This window comes from Salipiger bermudensis (genome assembly GCF_020171625.1).
GTDB classification, from domain to species: Bacteria; Pseudomonadota; Alphaproteobacteria; order Rhodobacterales; family Rhodobacteraceae; genus Salipiger; species Salipiger bermudensis_B.
In genome coordinates, this window is the sequence record NZ_JAIUZY010000003.1 from 48,516 (window position 1) to 63,881 (window position 15,366).

General features: G+C 69.2%; 17 protein-coding genes. 3 read left to right on the forward strand and 14 right to left on the reverse strand.

From position 1 onward, the window contains the following. Nucleotides 1-380: 380 nt before the first annotated feature. Nucleotides 381-1,556: an alpha-D-ribose 1-methylphosphonate 5-triphosphate diphosphatase gene (locus tag LCM15_RS03785; RefSeq protein WP_224853210.1), complete on the reverse strand. Its 1,176-nt coding sequence runs from the start codon at nucleotides 1,554-1,556 to the stop codon at nucleotides 381-383. 56 nt (nucleotides 1,557-1,612) lie between these two features. Between LCM15_RS03785 and LCM15_RS03790 the strand changes: the two genes are divergently transcribed. Then, nucleotides 1,613-2,296, forward strand: a complete 684-nt coding sequence (locus LCM15_RS03790; RefSeq protein WP_412103273.1) for a DUF1045 domain-containing protein — start codon at nucleotides 1,613-1,615, stop codon at nucleotides 2,294-2,296. On the opposite strand, the gene phnN is transcribed toward LCM15_RS03790, so the two are convergent. From phnN to phnG, 7 genes are all read right to left on the reverse strand, one after another. Next, on the reverse strand, nucleotides 2,278-2,820 hold the full coding sequence (gene phnN, locus LCM15_RS03795) for a phosphonate metabolism protein/1,5-bisphosphokinase (PRPP-forming) PhnN (RefSeq protein WP_224853215.1): 543 nt from the start codon (nucleotides 2,818-2,820) through the stop codon (nucleotides 2,278-2,280). The genes LCM15_RS03790 and phnN overlap by 19 nt on opposite strands. Continuing rightward, on the reverse strand, nucleotides 2,817-3,500 hold the full coding sequence (gene phnL / locus LCM15_RS03800) for a phosphonate C-P lyase system protein PhnL (protein ID WP_224854549.1): 684 nt from the start codon (nucleotides 3,498-3,500) through the stop codon (nucleotides 2,817-2,819). Before phnL ends, phnN begins: the two co-directional genes overlap by 4 nt. Before the next feature lie 79 nt (nucleotides 3,501-3,579). Then, nucleotides 3,580-4,350 (reverse strand): phosphonate C-P lyase system protein PhnK, encoded by a 771-nt coding sequence (gene phnK / locus LCM15_RS03805; protein WP_224853217.1) that lies wholly within the window; start codon nucleotides 4,348-4,350, stop codon nucleotides 3,580-3,582. Next, complete coding sequence (locus LCM15_RS03810) at nucleotides 4,347-5,225, reverse strand: alpha-D-ribose 1-methylphosphonate 5-phosphate C-P-lyase PhnJ (protein WP_224853219.1); 879 nt, start codon at nucleotides 5,223-5,225, stop codon at nucleotides 4,347-4,349. Before LCM15_RS03810 ends, phnK begins: the two co-directional genes overlap by 4 nt. Next, nucleotides 5,222-6,307 carry a carbon-phosphorus lyase complex subunit PhnI gene (locus LCM15_RS03815; RefSeq protein ID WP_224853222.1) on the reverse strand — a complete coding sequence of 362 codons (1,086 nt, stop codon included), beginning with the start codon at nucleotides 6,305-6,307 and terminating at the stop codon, nucleotides 5,222-5,224. Before LCM15_RS03815 ends, LCM15_RS03810 begins: the two co-directional genes overlap by 4 nt. Then, on the reverse strand, nucleotides 6,307-6,876 hold the full coding sequence (gene phnH / locus LCM15_RS03820; protein ID WP_224853224.1) for a phosphonate C-P lyase system protein PhnH: 570 nt from the start codon (nucleotides 6,874-6,876) through the stop codon (nucleotides 6,307-6,309). The genes LCM15_RS03815 and phnH overlap by 1 nt, the downstream gene beginning before the upstream one ends. Beyond that, entirely contained in the window at nucleotides 6,876-7,331 is a 456-nt protein-coding gene (gene phnG / locus LCM15_RS03825) for a phosphonate C-P lyase system protein PhnG (RefSeq protein WP_224853226.1), read from the reverse strand. Before phnG ends, phnH begins: the two co-directional genes overlap by 1 nt. Before the next feature lie 112 nt (nucleotides 7,332-7,443). Here phnG and phnF point away from each other — a divergent pair, with 112 nt between their 5' ends. Beyond that, nucleotides 7,444-8,199, forward strand: a complete 756-nt coding sequence (phnF, locus tag LCM15_RS03830) for a phosphonate metabolism transcriptional regulator PhnF (protein ID WP_224853228.1) — start codon at nucleotides 7,444-7,446, stop codon at nucleotides 8,197-8,199. Nucleotides 8,200-8,246: 47 nt separating this feature from the next. After that, nucleotides 8,247-9,428 (forward strand): alpha-D-ribose 1-methylphosphonate 5-triphosphate diphosphatase, encoded by a 1,182-nt coding sequence (locus tag LCM15_RS03835; protein ID WP_224853230.1) that lies wholly within the window; start codon nucleotides 8,247-8,249, stop codon nucleotides 9,426-9,428. A gap of 14 nt (nucleotides 9,429-9,442) precedes the next feature. Here the strand turns inward: LCM15_RS03835 and LCM15_RS03840 are convergent, their stop codons facing one another. From LCM15_RS03840 to phnC, 6 genes are all read right to left on the reverse strand, one after another. Beyond that, a complete protein-coding gene (locus tag LCM15_RS03840) occupies nucleotides 9,443-10,315 on the reverse strand; it encodes an SHOCT domain-containing protein (protein WP_224853232.1) in 873 nt (290 codons plus the stop codon). A gap of 142 nt (nucleotides 10,316-10,457) precedes the next feature. Next, nucleotides 10,458-11,069 (reverse strand): DapH/DapD/GlmU-related protein, encoded by a 612-nt coding sequence (locus LCM15_RS03845; RefSeq protein ID WP_224853234.1) that lies wholly within the window; start codon nucleotides 11,067-11,069, stop codon nucleotides 10,458-10,460. Next, the gene (gene phnE, locus LCM15_RS03850) at nucleotides 11,069-12,376 is read right to left on the reverse strand and encodes a phosphonate ABC transporter, permease protein PhnE (protein ID WP_224853236.1); all 1,308 of its coding nucleotides are present in this window, start codon (nucleotides 12,374-12,376) and stop codon (nucleotides 11,069-11,071) included. Before phnE (LCM15_RS03850) ends, LCM15_RS03845 begins: the two co-directional genes overlap by 1 nt. Beyond that, nucleotides 12,376-13,236: a phosphonate ABC transporter, permease protein PhnE gene (gene phnE, locus LCM15_RS03855; RefSeq protein ID WP_224853238.1), complete on the reverse strand. Its 861-nt coding sequence runs from the start codon at nucleotides 13,234-13,236 to the stop codon at nucleotides 12,376-12,378. Before phnE (LCM15_RS03855) ends, phnE (LCM15_RS03850) begins: the two co-directional genes overlap by 1 nt. A gap of 153 nt (nucleotides 13,237-13,389) precedes the next feature. Further along, a complete protein-coding gene (gene phnD / locus LCM15_RS03860) occupies nucleotides 13,390-14,289 on the reverse strand; it encodes a phosphonate ABC transporter substrate-binding protein (protein WP_224853240.1) in 900 nt (299 codons plus the stop codon). Between the two features lie 59 nt (nucleotides 14,290-14,348). Then, complete coding sequence (phnC, locus tag LCM15_RS03865; RefSeq protein ID WP_224853242.1) at nucleotides 14,349-15,167, reverse strand: phosphonate ABC transporter ATP-binding protein; 819 nt, start codon at nucleotides 15,165-15,167, stop codon at nucleotides 14,349-14,351. Nucleotides 15,168-15,366 lie beyond the last annotated feature (199 nt).

Genomic DNA, 15,366 nt, shown 5'->3' on the forward strand with positions numbered 1-15,366 from the left:
TATGCCTACAACCACGAAGCCTGTTTCGGGGGAGTTTCAGGGAAAATGTTCACGTAACCGTGAGCCGCTCGACCCATCCGCGAGACCGTCTCTGCGCCGATTGTGCCCCCTCTCGCCAGCCTGCGCCCAGGGTCAGGGCCGGGCGACGCGACGAAAGCCCAGTCAGAGCAAGCCGCGCCATCGCCAACCCGCGGGGCCGGGACGCTCCAGCACCGAAGCTGACCACGGAGTGCACCCGGAAAGTTCATTTCTCCCCTGGAGCGCCGCCCGTTCACAGGCCGAAACGCGCCCCGGGAGCGCGTCCGGGAAGCCGGCCCAACCCCGGGGCTCCGCCCGTTCGCCGGCGAAACGCTCCCCCGGAGCGTTTCCGGGAAGCCGGCTCACCCCACTTGGCGGCCATGGCTCCAGACGCCGCGGATCACCGGCACACCCTCGATATGCGCCACCCGCACCAGATCGGCGAACAGCCCCTCGGCGATCACCCCACGGTCGTCGAGCCCCGTGGCCCGCGCCGGGGCCGCCGTCACCGTGGCGATGGCGCGCGGCAGGTCCTCCCAGATGCCTGCCAGCTGAAAGGCCGAGGTCATCAGCGCCGAGGGCACGTAGTCCGAGGACAGGATGTCGAGGAAACCGCGCTCGGCCAGCTCCGCCGCCGCCACGTTGCCGGAATGCGAGCCGCCCCGGATCAGGTTCGGCGCGCCCATCATCACCGCGATGCCATGGGCGTGGCAAGCCTCCGCCGCCTCCACCGTGGTCGGGAACTCTGCCAGCCGCACGCCGTGTCCGGCGCTCACCGAAACATGCGCGGCGGTGGTGTCGTCATGGCTCGCCAGCACAGCGCCCAGACGCCGCGCCGCCGCCACCGCGCCGGCCTCGTGCGCGGCGCCAAGCCGGTCGTGGATCGCGCGCAGCCCGGCCACGTGATCGGCGAACTGGTCCTCCGACATGCCATGCTTGCCGCAGACGTAGTCCTTCAGCTTCGACAGGTCGCGGAACTGCCGCTGGCCGGGCGTGTGGTCCATGATCGACAGGATGCCCACCCGGTCGGCCTCACCGAACTCCTCGAGCTCGTCGAGCAGCGTCTCCGAGCAGACCTCGGCCCGCAGGTGCAGGAAATGGCTGATCCGCAGCATCCCCTTGGTCCGCGCCTGCATCAGCTCGCTGGCCAGCGCGCGGGCGTACTTGCGGTAATCCGTGCGCCCGCCCGAGATCACCGAGCCCACACGCATGGCGTCGAACACCGTGGTGATGCCCACCGAGGCCAGCTCGCCGTCATGCGCCTGGATGGCCGCCGCGTGCGGCCAGTCGACCTTGGGGCGCGGCTGGATGTGGCGCTCGAGATTGTCGGTGTGCAGCTCGATCAGGCCCGGGATCAGCAGATCGCCGTCGCAGTCGATCGCCCCCGCCGGCGCCACTCCGCCCTGCTCCACCGCCGCGATGCGCCCGTCGCGCATCAGCACGCTGCCGCGCACCACCTCGTGCTCGAGAACGATGCGCGCGTTCGCCAGCACCGTCTCGCCGTTGGCCTGAATATGGCCCAGGCTCATCTCGCCCATGCTCTGCCCTTTCTGTCGTCATCATTCCGTGACATGACGGATCTATGCCCGCGCCCATGACACATTTCAGCCGTTACGCCGTCTACTACGCCCCCGAGCCGGGGCCGTTTGCCGAATTCACCGCCCGGTGGCTGGGCTGGGATGCCGCCGCGGGCACGGAGCGCGAGCACCCCGATGTGCCCGGCGTGCCGCTGCCGGTGGCCGAGATCACCGCCACGCCGCGCAAATACGGCTTCCACGGCACGCTCAAACCTCCCTTCCGCATCACCGGCAGCCGCGCCGCGCTCGAGGCCGACCTCGCGGCCCTTGCCGCCACGCTGGCGCCCGCCGAGATGCCGGGCCTCGCGCTCACCCGTCTCGGCAGCTTCGTCGCCCTGACGCCCGAGGGCGATACCGCGGGCCTCGCGCGCATCGCGGCCCAGACCGTGCGGGCGCTCGATCCGCACCGCGCCGCGCCCGGCGAAGACGAGCTCGCCCGTCGCCGCAAGGCCAATCTCTCGCCCGCGCAGGAGAAGAACCTGCTGCGCTGGGGGTATCCTTACGTGATGGAGGAGTTCCGCTTCCATCTCACCCTGACCGGCCGCCTGCCCCGCGCCCAGGCCGAGGCCACCATGGCGGCCCTCGCCCCCGTGCTCGAGCCGCTGGCGCCGCGCCCGTTCCGCGTCGACGCGCTCTGCCTCTTCGGCGAGGACGAGGCGGGCCGCTTCCACCTGCTGCACCGCTACGCCCTCACCGGCTGAAGCGCCGCGAGCATCTGCGCCAGCGCCGCGTCGAGATCGCCCGAGTTGTCGATCTCGCGCACATCCAGCCCCGCGGGCAGCGCAACGCCCGCCCGCCCCAGCCGCCGGGCGATCTCCGCTGCGCTTTCGCGACCACGGCTTGCGAGCCGCTCGGCCAGCACCTCGGGCCGCGCGGTGACGTGCAGCACCCGCATCCCCGCGAAGCGCTGCGCCGCCTCGGGCAGCACCGCCCGCGACAGGTTGCAGAGCACCGGGTGGCCCGCCGCCAGCATCGCGTCCACCGCCACCGGCACGCCATAGCGCAAGCCATGCGCCTGCCAGTGCAGGGCAAAGGCGCCCTCCGCCACCCGCGCCTCGAACGCCGCCTCGCTCACGCCCTCGAACTCCTCGCCACCGGCGCTTGCAGGCCGGGTGATCACCCGGCGCACCAGCCGCAGCCCCGGCACGCGCGCGGCCATAGCCTCCATCAGCGTGTCCTTGCCCACGCCCGACGGGCCGACCACGGCAAAGAACCGCCCGCTCACGCCGCGCGCTCCGGGGTGAAGCGGCTGACGTCGATCTCGCGGTCGCAGACCTGCGCCCGTGCCTCGGCGTCGTGAAAGATCCCCACGATCGCCGCGCCGCGCGCCTTGGCCTCCTCGATCAGCCCCAGCACCACCGCGCGGTTGGTGGCGTCGAGAGAGGCGGTGGGCTCGTCGAGCAGCATCGCCGGGAAGTCATGCGCGAAGCCGCGCGCGATGTTCACCCGCTGCTGCTCGCCGCCGGAGAACGTCGTCGGCGACAGCGCCCACAGACGCTCCGGCACGTTGAGCCGCGCCAGCAGGTCCCGCGCCCGCGCCTCGCCCGCCTCGCGGCTGCCGCCCGCCGCCCGGACCGGCTCGGCCACCACCTCCAGCGTCGGCACCCGCGGCACCACGCGGAGGAACTGGCTCACATAGCCCAGCACCTCGCGGCGCATCGCGAGGATCTCGCGCGGCTCCGCCCCACTCACCTCGACATCGCCGACCAAGATGCGCCCGCCATCGGCGAGGTAGTTGCCGTAGAGCATCCGCATCAAGGTCGACTTACCGGCGCCGGAGTCGCCCACCAGCGCCACGCACTCGCCGCGCCGCACCGAAAGCGCCGCCCCCGCCATCACCGGGATCACCGCGCCGCCCTGATTGTGCAGCACGAAACTCTTCGACACGTCCGAGACCCGGATCATCGCTTCCATCCGCCCTGTCCTTCTCTGGTTTCCAAATACCTTCGGGGGTCCGGGGGCAGACAGCCCCCGGTCCGGCGTCTCAAACCTGCAGCACGCTGGAGACGAGCAGCTGGGTGTAGCCATGCTGCGGATCGTCCAGCACCTGATCGGTGAGACCGGTCTCGACCACCGCGCCCGACTTCATCACCATCAGCCGGTCGGCCAGAAGCCGCACCACGGCAAGATCGTGGGTGACGATGATCGCCGAGAGCCCCATCTCGCGCACCAGCCCGCGCAGCAGGTCCAGAAGCCGCGCCTGCACGCTGACGTCCAGCCCGCCGGTCGGCTCGTCCATGAACACCAGCCGCGGCCCGGTGACGAGGTTGCGCGCGATCTGCAGCCGCTGCTGCATCCCGCCCGAAAACGCCCTCGGCCGGTCGTCGACCCGGTCCTCGGCGATCTCGACCCGGCCCAGCCAGTCCACCGCCTGCGCGCGGATGTCGCCGTAATGCCGGGCGCCCACCGCCATCAGCCGCTCGCCCACATTGGCCCCGGCGCTGACGCCCATGCGCAGCCCGTCGCGGGCGTTCTGGTGCACGAAGGCCCAGTCGGTGCGCCCCAGCATCCGCCGCGCGGGCTCGGACATGGTCAGCGTGTCGACCGGCCCGTCGCCGCGGGTGTCGAAGATCACCTGCCCCTCGTCGGGGGCGAGATGCCCGGCAAGGCAGTTCAGCAGCGTCGACTTGCCCGAGCCGCTCTCGCCGACGATGCCCATCACCTCGCCCGGGTAGAGATCGAAGCTCACATCGCCGCAGCCGAGCCGGGCGCCGTAGCGTTTGGTCAGATCCCTGACCTGCAACAAGGGCGTCATGCCGCGTCCTCCGCTGAGAGGCGCCCGCGATGGCCCTCGGCCTGTCGCGCGGCGCAGAAATCGGTGTCCGAGCAGACAAACATCCGCCCGCCCGCGTCGTCGGTGATCACCTCGTCGAGGTAGCTGGTGCCGCAGCCGCAGAGATCGCAATCGTGATCCGCCTTGCTGGGCTCGAACGGGTGATCCTCGAAATCGAGGCTCACCACCTGCGTGTAGGGCGGGATCGCGTAGATCCGCTGTTCGCGCCCGGCGCCGAACAGCTGGATCGCGCCGCTCTCGAGCTTGGGATTGTCGAACTTGGGGATCGGCGACGGGTCCATCACGTAGCGCCCCTCGACCTTGACCGGGTAGGCATAGGCGGTCGAGATCGCGCCGTTATGGGCGATGTCCTCGTAGAGCTTCACATACATCAGCCCGTATTCCTCGAGCGCGTGCATCTTGCGGCTCTCGGTCTCGCGCGGCTCGAGGAAGCGCAGCGGCTCGGGGATCGGCACCTGATAGACAAGGATCTGCCCCTCGCCGAGCGGCGCCTCGGGGATGCGGTGCCGGGTCTGGATGACGCTGGCCTCCGCGGTGTGCTCGGTGGTCTCGACGCCGGCGGTGCGCTCGAAGAACTTGCGGATCGAGACCGCGTTGGTGGTGTCGTCGGCGCCCTGGTCGATGACCTTGAGCCGGTCCCCCGGGGTCAGGCAGGCGGCGGTGACCTGCACGCCGCCGGTGCCCCAGCCATAGGGCATCGGCATCTCGCGCGAGGCGAAGGGCACCTGGTAGCCGGGGATGGCCAGCGCCTTCAGCAGCGCGCGACGGATCATTCGCTTGGTCTGCTCGTCGAGATAGGCGAAGTTGTAGGCCGGGTCGTGCTGCATCGCGGTCATTCCGCCGCCTCCTTCATGCTGCCCTCGGCCTCCCGGCGCATCTTGCGCACCAGCTCGAGCTCCGACTGGAAGTCGACATAGTGCGGCAGCTTGATGTGCTCGAGAAAGCCGGTGGCCTGGATGTTGTCGGAATGGGCGAGGACAAACTCCTCGTCCTGCGCCGGGGCGCCGACATTCTCCTCGCCCAGCTCCTCCCAGCGCAGCGCGCGGTCGACCAGCGCCATGGAGATCGCCTTGCGCTCGGTCTGGCCGAAGACCAGCCCGTAGCCGCGGGTGAACTGCGCCGGCTCGGTCTTAGAGCCCATGAACTGGTTCACCGTCTCGCATTCGGTGAGGGTGACCTCGCCGATGCAGATGTCGAAGCCCAGCTCGGAGATCTCCATCTCGACCTCGACCGCCCCGATGCGCAGCTCGCCCACGAAGGGGTGGTTGCGCCCGTAGCCGCGCTGGGTGGAATAGGCCATGCCCAGCACGAAGCCCTCGTCGCCACGGGTCAGCGCCTGCAGGCGCAAGGCCCGGTCGGCGGGGTACTCCATCGGCTGGCGGGTCATGTCGGCCGGCGTCTCGTCGCTGTGAGCTTCGTCCTGTATCAACCCGTCGCGATTGAGAAACTCGGTGATGCGCGGCGTCGGCGCCTCGGTCGGCTCGGCCTGACGCGCCACCGGTGCCGCGCCCTCGGCGGCAAGTTTGAAATCGAGCAGCCGGTGGGTGTAGTCGAAGGTCGGGCCAAGCACCTGCCCGCCCGGCGCGTCCTTGAAGGTCGCGCTGACGCGGCGGTCGCAGCGCATCGCACCGGTGTCTACGGCGCGCGAATGGCCGATGCGCGGTAGCGTCGTGCGGTAGGCCCGGATCAGGAAGATCGCCTCGATCAGGTCGCCGCGCGCCTGCTTGATCGCCAGCGCCGCCAGCTCGGGATCGTAGAGCGAGCCCTCGGCCATCACGCGGTTCACCGCGAGGCTCATCTGCTCCCGGATCTGCGCCAGCGACAGCTCGGGCACCTCGGGGTCGCCGCGGCGCTCCTCGGCGAGCCAGTCATGCGCGGCGTCGATGGCGCGCTCGCCGCCCTTTACAGCCACATACATCAGAGCGCCTCCGTTCTCGTGGTGCGCGGCAGCGCCGCGAGGCGGCCTTCGCAGGTGAAATAGCAATCCCAGCCCAGCGGGAAGCGCCCGGCATTGCGCTGGAAGGCCGCGGTCTCGGGCAGCGAGAGATGCGCCTCGGTCTCGATCCCCGGACCGGTGAGCCGCACGCCCTCGGCGCGCAGCTCCTCCATCTCGACGATCAGCGTCACCGAGCGGTCGGGATACTCCGCCGTGCCGATGGCATAGGCGTCATGCGGCGCCAGCGCGTCCCACCGCCCGAGGGCAAACATCGCCTCGCTAGGGCCGACCATCGGCGCGCCGACTTGGAAAGCGATCCAGTCGCGCACCCCCTGCGTGTCATGCCCGGGCGCGAGGTAGAGCGGCGTCTCGCCGTCGCAGAGCGTCAGCAGCAGGACCGCCGCCGCCGTGCTCAGAGGCGCGGGCGCCTCGGCCCCCGCCACCTCGTGCAGGCTGCCCGGGCAGGCCATCGCCTCAAGCGCGGCGCGAAAGGCACGCGCGGCCTCGACCGGCGCGTCGGTGAACCCGCCGCTGAGTGCGTCGTCTCGCATCAGTCCTCTCCCCGAACCATTGTGAAGAACTCGACCTTGGTGGCCGCGGCCTTGGCGGCCCGCTCTCGGCGCGACGCCGCCTCGGCCTCGGCCAGCGGGGCGATCACCGCCTCGCGCAGCGTCTCGGCCTTCGGCCCTTGCATCAGCGCATCGACGAGCGCCGCGCGCTCCGCATGGGTCTTGTCACGGCCCTGCACGTAGCCATGCCCGACCTCGCCGGTCTCGAGCCTGAGCGCGCAGCGCGTCACCGTCATCTCGCCCATGTTGAAGGGCGCGCCGGTGCCGCCGGCCCGGCCACGCACCATCACGCCACCGGTCTCGGGCATCCGCAGCCACGCGTGCGCCGGGGCCGCGACTGCCGCCTCGAAAAGCTCTGCCAGCCGCGCCGCGGGCGCCCGGGCCAGCAGCCCCATCCAGCGCTGCCGCGCCTCGGTTCCGACTTCCGTCACATTCATCTGGACAACCTTGCCGACTTGTCTAGGTTTATATACAACTAGACAAATCATGAGCCGAGTCGCCCCGAAGCGCAAGCCAACTTGCGTGAAGTTTCAATGACAGGAGCCGAGCATGGCCCGCAGCCCGATCTGGAAATCCATCGCCGCCGAGCTCGAAGGCGAGATCGCCCGCGGCCTCTACCGCGCCGGGGACAAGCTGCCGACCGAGGCCGAGCTGTCCTCCCGCTTCGGGGTCAACCGCCACACCGCGCGCCGGGCGCTGGCCGATCTCGCCGAGCGTGACCTCGTGCACAGCCGGCGCGGCGCGGGCGTGTTCGTGAAGGCCACGCCGCTCGATTATCCCATCGGCGAGCGGGTGCGCTTTTCGCAGAACCTGCGCGCCTCGGGGCGGCTGCCGGAAAAGCGCGTGCTGCGGATCGAGACCCGCCCCGCCGACCGCGCCGAGGCCGAGGCGCTGTCACTGGCAGAGGGGGCAGAGGTGATCGTCTACGAGGGCCTGTCGCTGGCCGAGGCGATGCCGGTGGCGCATTTCATCAGCTGCTTTCCCGCCGCGCGCTTTCCGGGTCTCGCGGCCACGCTGGCCGAGGTCACCTCGGTCACCAAGGCGCTGAACGCCAACGGCATCGCCGATTACACCCGCGCCCGCACCCGGCTGACCGCCGAAGCCGCGACACCGACGCAGGCGCTTCACCTGACCATGCGCGAGGGCGCGCCGCTGCTGCGGGCCGAAGGCGTCAACGTCGATGCCGAGGGCCAGCCGCTGGAATACGGGCTGACATGGTTTGCCGGCGACCGGGTGGCGCTCACGTTTTCTTCAGACGATGTGGGCACGCAGGAGCAGACAGGGCCGCAAACGTCACAGCCCTGACATTTTGGCGCGCTAGAAGCTGTGGAAAACCTCGAGCGGACACACGCATGACGGCACTGCTTCCTCCCCTGCGCCTCGTAGGCGCGACCATCCTGCGCGGTGGCGAACTGCAGAAGCGGTCGCTGGTGATCGAGGACGGCGTGATCACCAAGGGCCCCCTGCCCGAGGTCGACATGTCGGGCTACCTGATCCTGCCGGGCATCATCGATCTGCATGGCGACGCCTTCGAGCGCCACATCGCGCCAAGGCCCTCGGCCCCCTTCCCGATCCTGGCGGGTTTGCGCTCGACCGACCGCGAGGCGGCGGCGCATGGCGTCACCACCGCATGGCTGGCGCAGTGCTGGAGCTGGGAGGGCGGAATGCGCGGCCCCGATTTCGCCGAAGCGGTGATGGCCGCGCTCGAGAGCTACCGTCCGAGCGCGCTCACCGACCTGCGGCTGCAGCTGCGTTGCGAGACCCACATGCCCGAGACCCGCGAGCGGATGCTGGCGGCGATCCGACGCTTCGGCATCGACTACGTGATCTTCAACAACCACCTGCCCGAGACGCTCGAGCTGGCCGAAAGCGCGCCCCACAAGGTGACGCAATGGGCCGAGCGCGGCGGGCGCACGCTGGCGGAATTCCTCGTGACGCTGCACGACGCGAAGGAGCGTGGCCGCGACGTGCCGCGCCATCTCTGCGCGCTGGCAGAGGCGTTCGACGCGATGAATGTGCGCTACGGCAGCCATGACGACCCCGATGGCGAGACGCGGGAATATTACCGCATCATCGGCGCCCGCATCGCCGAGTTCCCGACCACTGCCGCCGCCGCCAAGCTGGCGCGGGCCTGCAACGACCCGGTGCTGATGGGCGCGCCCAACGTGGTGCGCGGCGGCTCGCAATCGGGCAATGTCTCGGCGCTGCATCTGGTGGCGCGCGGACTCTGCGACGCGCTGGTCTCGGACTACCACTACCCCTGCCTCGCGCAGGCGGCCTGGGTTCTGGTGGATCGCGGCGTGCGCGACCTTCCGGGCGCGTGGGACATGATCAGCCGCGTTCCGGCCGAGATCATGGGGCTGGCCGATCGCGGCACGCTCGAGCGCGGCAAGCGGGCGGATTTCGTGGTGGTCAACGCCGCCACGCGCGAGATCGAGGCCACGGTGAGCGGCGGGCGGCTGGCCTACCTCTCGGGCGAGGCCGGCGCACGGCTGATCGGCACCATGCGCGGCGCGCGGCTGGCGGCGGAATAGCCGCGCGACCGGGGTTAGAGCCGGTCGAGCAGCTGGCGCTTCTTGGCGGCGAACTCGTCCTCGCTGAGCAGGCCGGCCTCCTTCAGGTCTCCGAGCTTGCGGATCAGCGCGACGATCTCCTCGCTGCCGGACGGGTCCGTCCCGGAGGCAGTGCTTGCGATCGACGCCGGTTCGGGAACCGGCGCTGCCGGCATCTCCAAGGCCGGATCGGCCAGCGGCTCGGGCGCTTCGGCGGCAGGGCCTTCCGGTTTCGCCGGCATCTCCTCCGCCTCCGCCACCCGCGGCAGATCGCTCAGCGATACCAGCCCGTGCTGGCTGGTGAAACTCAGCGACTGGTCGCCGCTCTGCTGCTGCGACACGCCCGTGATCCGGTGATCGCCGGTGTCGTAGACCTCGATCCGACCGCCGAAATCGATCGCCAGCCGCCGGGTCTGCGGGAACACCGCGTAGCGCAGGCTGTTCTGGCTGCCGGTGGAGGAGGGCTGGCCCAGCCCGGCGGGCCACGAGGCGCCCCCGGCCCCGCCCTTGATGAACAGGCTCGCACCCATGCCGTCGCCCTGCGATTGCGACTGGCCCTGCGTGCCCAGGGCCTCCGCCGTCCTCTGGGGCCGGTGGAAGAGATTGTCGACCATGAGGATGTTGGCGAGATCGGCGCAGAGCGCATCGACCCGCGCCTTCAGACCATTGTTGAACATGTCGCCGATCATGGTCATGCCGCCTTGGGACCACTGCCCCATGCCGCCCAGCTCGGCGATGTTGAACTGCGCCTGCGTACCGCGCCCGGCGACCAGCGCCGCCAGCACGGCCTCGGCGGTTTCGGGCGCGACGCCGTGGCGGATCGCCGCCTCGGAGACCAGTTTCCTGCCGTCTTCGGTGAGTGCCGTCATCTCGGATCTCCGATCCCTCTGGTGTGACGTGTCAGGCTTACCACGACGGCCCGGTCGCGAATACAGGAATAACGTCGGGCGCTGAGGACAGCGGCCCCGTTTGGACGGCCCCCTCTCCGGCGATCACGGTGGCACGCCCGGGCTACGCGTATTTCTTGAGAAAGGCCTCGATCGACAGGCTGCGGAAATCCTCGAGCCGCTCGCGCAGCGTGGCGTGATCCCAGTCCCACCATGCCAGCGCCATCAGCCGCTCGGCCACGCGGGCCGGGAAGCGTTCGCGCAAGGGAACCGCCGGAACGCCCGCAACGATCATGTAGGGCGCCACATCCTTCGTTACCACCGCGCCTGCCGCCACCACGGCGCCATGCCCGACGCTCACCTCCGGGCGCACCACGGCGTTGTGGCCGATCCACGTGTCATGGCCGATCTGCGCCCGCCGCGAGAGGCGATGTGCGAAGAACGCGGCATCGCGACCGGCATCGTCCCAGTAATCGTCGGAGCGGTAGAGGAAGTGATGCAGCGAGGCCTGCTGCATCGGGTGATCGGTGGGGCCGATGCGCGCGAAGCTGGCGATGTTGGCGAACTTGCCGACGGTCGCGTTGGCGATGTCGGCATAGCGGTCGCAATAGCTGTAATCGCCCATCTCCACATGGCCCAGCCGCGCGCCGCGGCCGATCTCGACGAAGCGCCCGAAGCGGCACTCCGTCAGCTCGCACCCGGGATGGATGAGTGGCTCTTCCGACAGGCGCGGCATCAGGTGCCCCGGATCAGCTTGCGGCGCAGCCAGCCCGACAGGCTGTCCATCGCCATGACCATCAGCACGATCAGCACGATGTAATAGCTGACCTCCTCCCAGTCCTTCTGGGTGATCATCGCCTGCGTCAGCAGAAGCCCGATGCCGCCGCCGGTGATCGCCCCGATGATGGTGGCCGAGCGCGTGTTGCTTTCGAAGAAATACAGCACCTGCGAGATCAGCACCGGGATGATCTGCGGGATCACCCCGAAGCGGTAGCGCAGCACCGGCCGCGCGCCGGTCGAGGCCACGCCCTCGATCTGCTTGCCGTCGACGTTCTCCAGCGCCTCCGAGAACAGCTTGCCGAAGCTGCCCGTATCGGTGAGCAGGATCGCCAGCGCCCCGGTCATCGGCCCCGGCCCGAAGGCGCGGCTGAGCACGATGGTCCAGATCAGCCCGTCGACGCCGCGCAGGAAATCGAACACCCGGCGCATGGCGAAGCGCACCGCCATCAGCGGCGCAAAGTTCTTGGCCGAGAGGAAGGCCAGTGGCAGCGCCACGATGGCCGCGCCGAAGGTGCCGAGAAAGGCCATCAGGATGGTCTCGAACAGCGCCCAGGCCACATCGCTATGGCGCCACATGGCGTTGTGCCAGAAGTCGTGCCAAGCGCCCGCGAGGTTGGCGCGCGCGGGATCGATGCGCTCCCCGAAGGCGATCTCGAAGAGACCATGGCCGTGATAGGGGCTGTCGAGCGTGAAGAAGAACAGCTCCCAGCCGGGGAAGTAGCGGAACAGCTCGGTGCGGTTGCGGGTCAGCGAGACGCGGCCATGCGAGGTCTCGACCTGAAAGCGGGTGCGCGAGGCCGAGATCCACTCGGGCAGCGCCTCGTCCCCGAGGTTCGACACCACCGCGCGCCCCTCGATGCGGGCCTCGATGAGGCCGAAGCCCGGCACGTCATAGGCGAAGCCGCCACCGGGCAGGAACCGCAGCGCGTGACCGTCGCCAAGGTCCACCGCCGTGCCGGCCGGATCGACCGAGACCCAGTCGGGCTCGGCGCCGGGGGCATAGGTGCCGCGGCGCTCGCCCTCGATGGCGACCACCACCTCATCGGTGCGGTTGTCCTGCGTGACGTGGGTCTTGTAGCTCCAGACGTCGGCCAGCAGCGTGCGGGCATTGTCCATGCGGGCGCGCTCGGCGAGGCCGGGGATGTCGAAAGCGAAGACGATGTAGCCGAGGTAGACCAGCACCAGCACCGGAAGGCCGAAGGCAAAGAGCTTCTTGCGGGCGAACAGGCGGTCGGCAGAGGCGTAGAGGGCGGCGTCGGCCATCAGTGGCTTCCTTTCTTCGCGATCATCGCGTTGCGGACATGGCTCGAGAGCTGGTCGAACACCACGATGGTCAGGAACAGCAGGATGAAGATCGCCGCGGCCTCGTCGAAGCGCCCCTGCCCCCAGGCCATGGCGTTGCGCAGGTCGTAGCCGATGCCGCCGGCGCCGACGAAGCCGAGGATGGCGGAGGCGCGGATGTTGATCTCGAAGCGCAGCAGTGCGTAGCTGAAGTAGTTCGGCGAGACCTGCGGCACGACGCCCATCCACATGCGCTGGAACCATGTGCCGCCGACCGATTGCAACCCTTCGACCGGCTTGAGATCGGCGTTCTCGTTGACCTCCGAGAACAGCTTGCCCAGCGCGCCGGCGGTGTGGAAGGCGATGGCGATCATCGCCGGCACCGGGCCACCGCCCAGCACGAAGATCAGCACCAGCGCCACGACGATCTCGGGGATCGCGCGCATGATGTCCATGATGCGCCGGAACAGCGGGATCAGCCGCGGCCAGCGCGCCAGTCCCCGGGTTGAGAGCAGCGACAGCAGCATCGCGAGGCCGGCCCCGAGCAGGGTCGAGACGGCGGCGATGTTGATGGTCTCCATCAGCGAGGGAAAGTAGCGCAGGAAATGGCCGGGCAACCGGTCGAGCTTGGGGATCGTGTCGGCCAGCACCGCCGCCGGGAAATCGAAGATCTGCGGCAGGCCATCCCAGAAGCCACCGGCGTTGCGGTCGTCGGTGAGCATGAAGCCCGACACCATGAGCGCCACGAAGATCGCCAGCACGATGCCGCCGTAGAGGCGCTTGCGCGCCATCAGCGCCATGTAATGCGCGCGCGTGTCGAAGGGAGGGTCGGAGTGCATCATGGGGGGGTGGTGTCCTGCCTGACGGGTGGCCCTCGGCGCGCCGCCGCAGGGGCACCGGGAGAGCGTGTCACGGTCTTGTCCGGGGTACTGGAAGGCTGACCCGGGAAAACGAAACGGGCCCGCGATGACGCGGGCCCGAGAGCGATCTGCCGATCAGTTGATCTTGGAACGGCGGGCCGAGACGATCGACTCGTATTCCTTGTGCGTCACCGGGATGAAGTCCTTGGCATCGCCGGCGGCCACGCCGTAGGCGCAGTCGGGGTCTTCTTCCCAGAGGTTCGCGGTCAGCTCGGTGACGGCGTCCTTGACGTCCTGCGGCAGCGCCTTGCGCAGCACGAACGGGCCTTCGGGGATGATCTTCGACTGCCAGATCTGCACCAGCTCGTTCATGTCGACGAGACCGGCGTCGCTGGCCTTGCGCAGGGCGCCCGAGTTGTAGCCGTCTTCCCATGCGCCCTGGCCATCGGCCCAGGTCACGCCGGCATCGACGTCGCCGTTGCTGACCGCGACGATGGTCTGCTCGTGGCCGCCGGTGAACACGACGTCGGAGAAATACGCGCCCGGCTGCATCGAGAAGCCGGCCTCGGCGATCTCGATCGACGGGATCAGGTAGCCGGAGGTCGAGTTCGGGTCACCGAAGCCGAATTCCTTGCCCTTCAGGTCCTCGAGCGAGGTGATGCCGCTGTCGGCGCGGGCAAACCCGATCGAGTAGTAGCCGATGGAGCCGTCCGCGTTCTGCTTGACCAGAACCGGCTCGACCGCTTCGGGATCGGCGATGAAGGTGCCGGCATAGGAGGACGCGCCCATCCATGCCGCGTCGATGGTGCCGCCCAGCAGGCCCTGCATCACGCCGTTGTAGTCGGCGGGTGTGAAGATCTTTACCTCGACGCCGAGCGCGCTGGCGATCTTTTCGGCGTAGCACTGGTTCGAGGCCAGACGGTCCTGCGCGTTCTCGCCGCCAAGGATGCCAAGACGGAATTCGGTGATCTCCTGCGCCGAGGCGGCGGTGCAGAGCGCGGTGGTGGCCAGAGCGGCCGCGATGAGCATTTTCATGATGGTTCTTCCCCTTTTTTCGGATTGAAAGGCCCGTCCCGTGGGCCCGTTGGAAGCTCTCAGACCACGACCTCGGCCTGACGGATTTCCGTCTCGGCCACGGGGTCGCGGATTTCGGTGGAGGTGGCGTCTTCGGAAAAGTCCGCCCCCGCCCCATAGATGTCGCGGGCGACACCGGTGGTGAGTTGTGCGGGCGTGCCGTCGAAGACGATGCGCCCGTCGCGCATCCCGATCACCCGGTCGCAATAGCGCCGCGCGGTATCGAGCGTGTGCAGGTTGGCGATGACCATGCGGCCATCCTCGTCATGGATGCGGCGCAGCGCCTCCATGACGATCTGCGCGTTCATCGGATCGAGCGAGGCGATGGGTTCGTCGGCAAGGATCACCTTCGGGTCCTGCATGAGCGCCCGCGCGATGGCGACGCGCTGCTGCTGACCACCCGAGAGCGCCTCGGCGCGCTTGGCGGCGTGATCGGCGATGCCCAGACGCTCGAGAATGTCGATGGCGCGGTGGATGTCCTCGCGCGGGTAGAGATTGAACACCGTCGACAGCGCCGGGCGCTTGGCCAGCGTGCCGTGCAGCACGTTCGACACCACGTCCATGCGCGGCACGAGGTTGAACTGCTGGAAGATCATCGCGCAGTCCGACTGCCACGCCCGCTTCTCGGCGCCCTTCAGCGCCAGCACGTTACGGTTCTCGAAGCGGATCTCGCCCTCGGTCGCATCGGTGAGGCGGTTCATCATGCGCAGGAAGGTCGACTTGCCGGCGCCAGAGCGGCCGATGATGCCGATCATCATCGGGCGATCGACGGCAAAGCTCGCGTTGTCCACGGCAGTATTGGCGCCGAAGCGCTTGGTCAGCTGGTCTACGACGAGCATGTATCCCCCGGATGTCCTGTTCCGGGTGCCGTATAAGGCCGCAAGCGTATCGGGTTCGTGACGTCTGCGTGTCAGGAAGATCAACCACAGGTGAAGCTTTCATGACGGGACGGCATGGCGGCCGCACCTGTATCGCATAGCCGCAAGATTGCGGTTCGAGCCGGGTCCGGGCTAGAAGGCCTCATCGTTTCCGGCAATC

Coding starts and splice junctions, on each gene's coding strand:
- phnD (WP_224853240.1), bottom strand. CDS start 14,289: ATGAAAATGCTCATCGCGGCCGCTCTGGCCACCACCGCGCTCTGCACC.
- LCM15_RS03835 (WP_224853230.1), top strand. CDS start 8,247: ATGACGGCACTGCTTCCTCCCCTGCGCCTCGTAGGCGCGACCATCCTG.
- phnF (WP_224853228.1), top strand. CDS start 7,444: ATGGCCCGCAGCCCGATCTGGAAATCCATCGCCGCCGAGCTCGAAGGC.
- LCM15_RS03815 (WP_224853222.1), bottom strand. CDS start 6,307: ATGTATGTGGCTGTAAAGGGCGGCGAGCGCGCCATCGACGCCGCGCAT.
- LCM15_RS03790 (WP_412103273.1), top strand. CDS start 1,613: ATGACACATTTCAGCCGTTACGCCGTCTACTACGCCCCCGAGCCGGGG.
- phnE (WP_224853236.1), bottom strand. CDS start 12,376: ATGGCCGACGCCGCCCTCTACGCCTCTGCCGACCGCCTGTTCGCCCGC.
- phnG (WP_224853226.1), bottom strand. CDS start 7,331: ATGAATGTGACGGAAGTCGGAACCGAGGCGCGGCAGCGCTGGATGGGG.
- LCM15_RS03845 (WP_224853234.1), bottom strand. CDS start 11,069: ATGCCGCGCCTGTCGGAAGAGCCACTCATCCATCCCGGGTGCGAGCTG.
- LCM15_RS03810 (WP_224853219.1), bottom strand. CDS start 5,225: ATGACCGCGATGCAGCACGACCCGGCCTACAACTTCGCCTATCTCGAC.
- LCM15_RS03785 (WP_224853210.1), bottom strand. CDS start 1,556: ATGGGCGAGATGAGCCTGGGCCATATTCAGGCCAACGGCGAGACGGTG.
- phnC (WP_224853242.1), bottom strand. CDS start 15,167: ATGCTCGTCGTAGACCAGCTGACCAAGCGCTTCGGCGCCAATACTGCC.
- LCM15_RS03840 (WP_224853232.1), bottom strand. CDS start 10,315: ATGACGGCACTCACCGAAGACGGCAGGAAACTGGTCTCCGAGGCGGCG.
- phnH (WP_224853224.1), bottom strand. CDS start 6,876: ATGCGAGACGACGCACTCAGCGGCGGGTTCACCGACGCGCCGGTCGAG.
- phnL (WP_224854549.1), bottom strand. CDS start 3,500: ATGATCCGGGTCTCGGACGTGTCGAAGAGTTTCGTGCTGCACAATCAG.
- phnK (WP_224853217.1), bottom strand. CDS start 4,350: ATGACGCCCTTGTTGCAGGTCAGGGATCTGACCAAACGCTACGGCGCC.
- phnE (WP_224853238.1), bottom strand. CDS start 13,236: ATGATGCACTCCGACCCTCCCTTCGACACGCGCGCGCATTACATGGCG.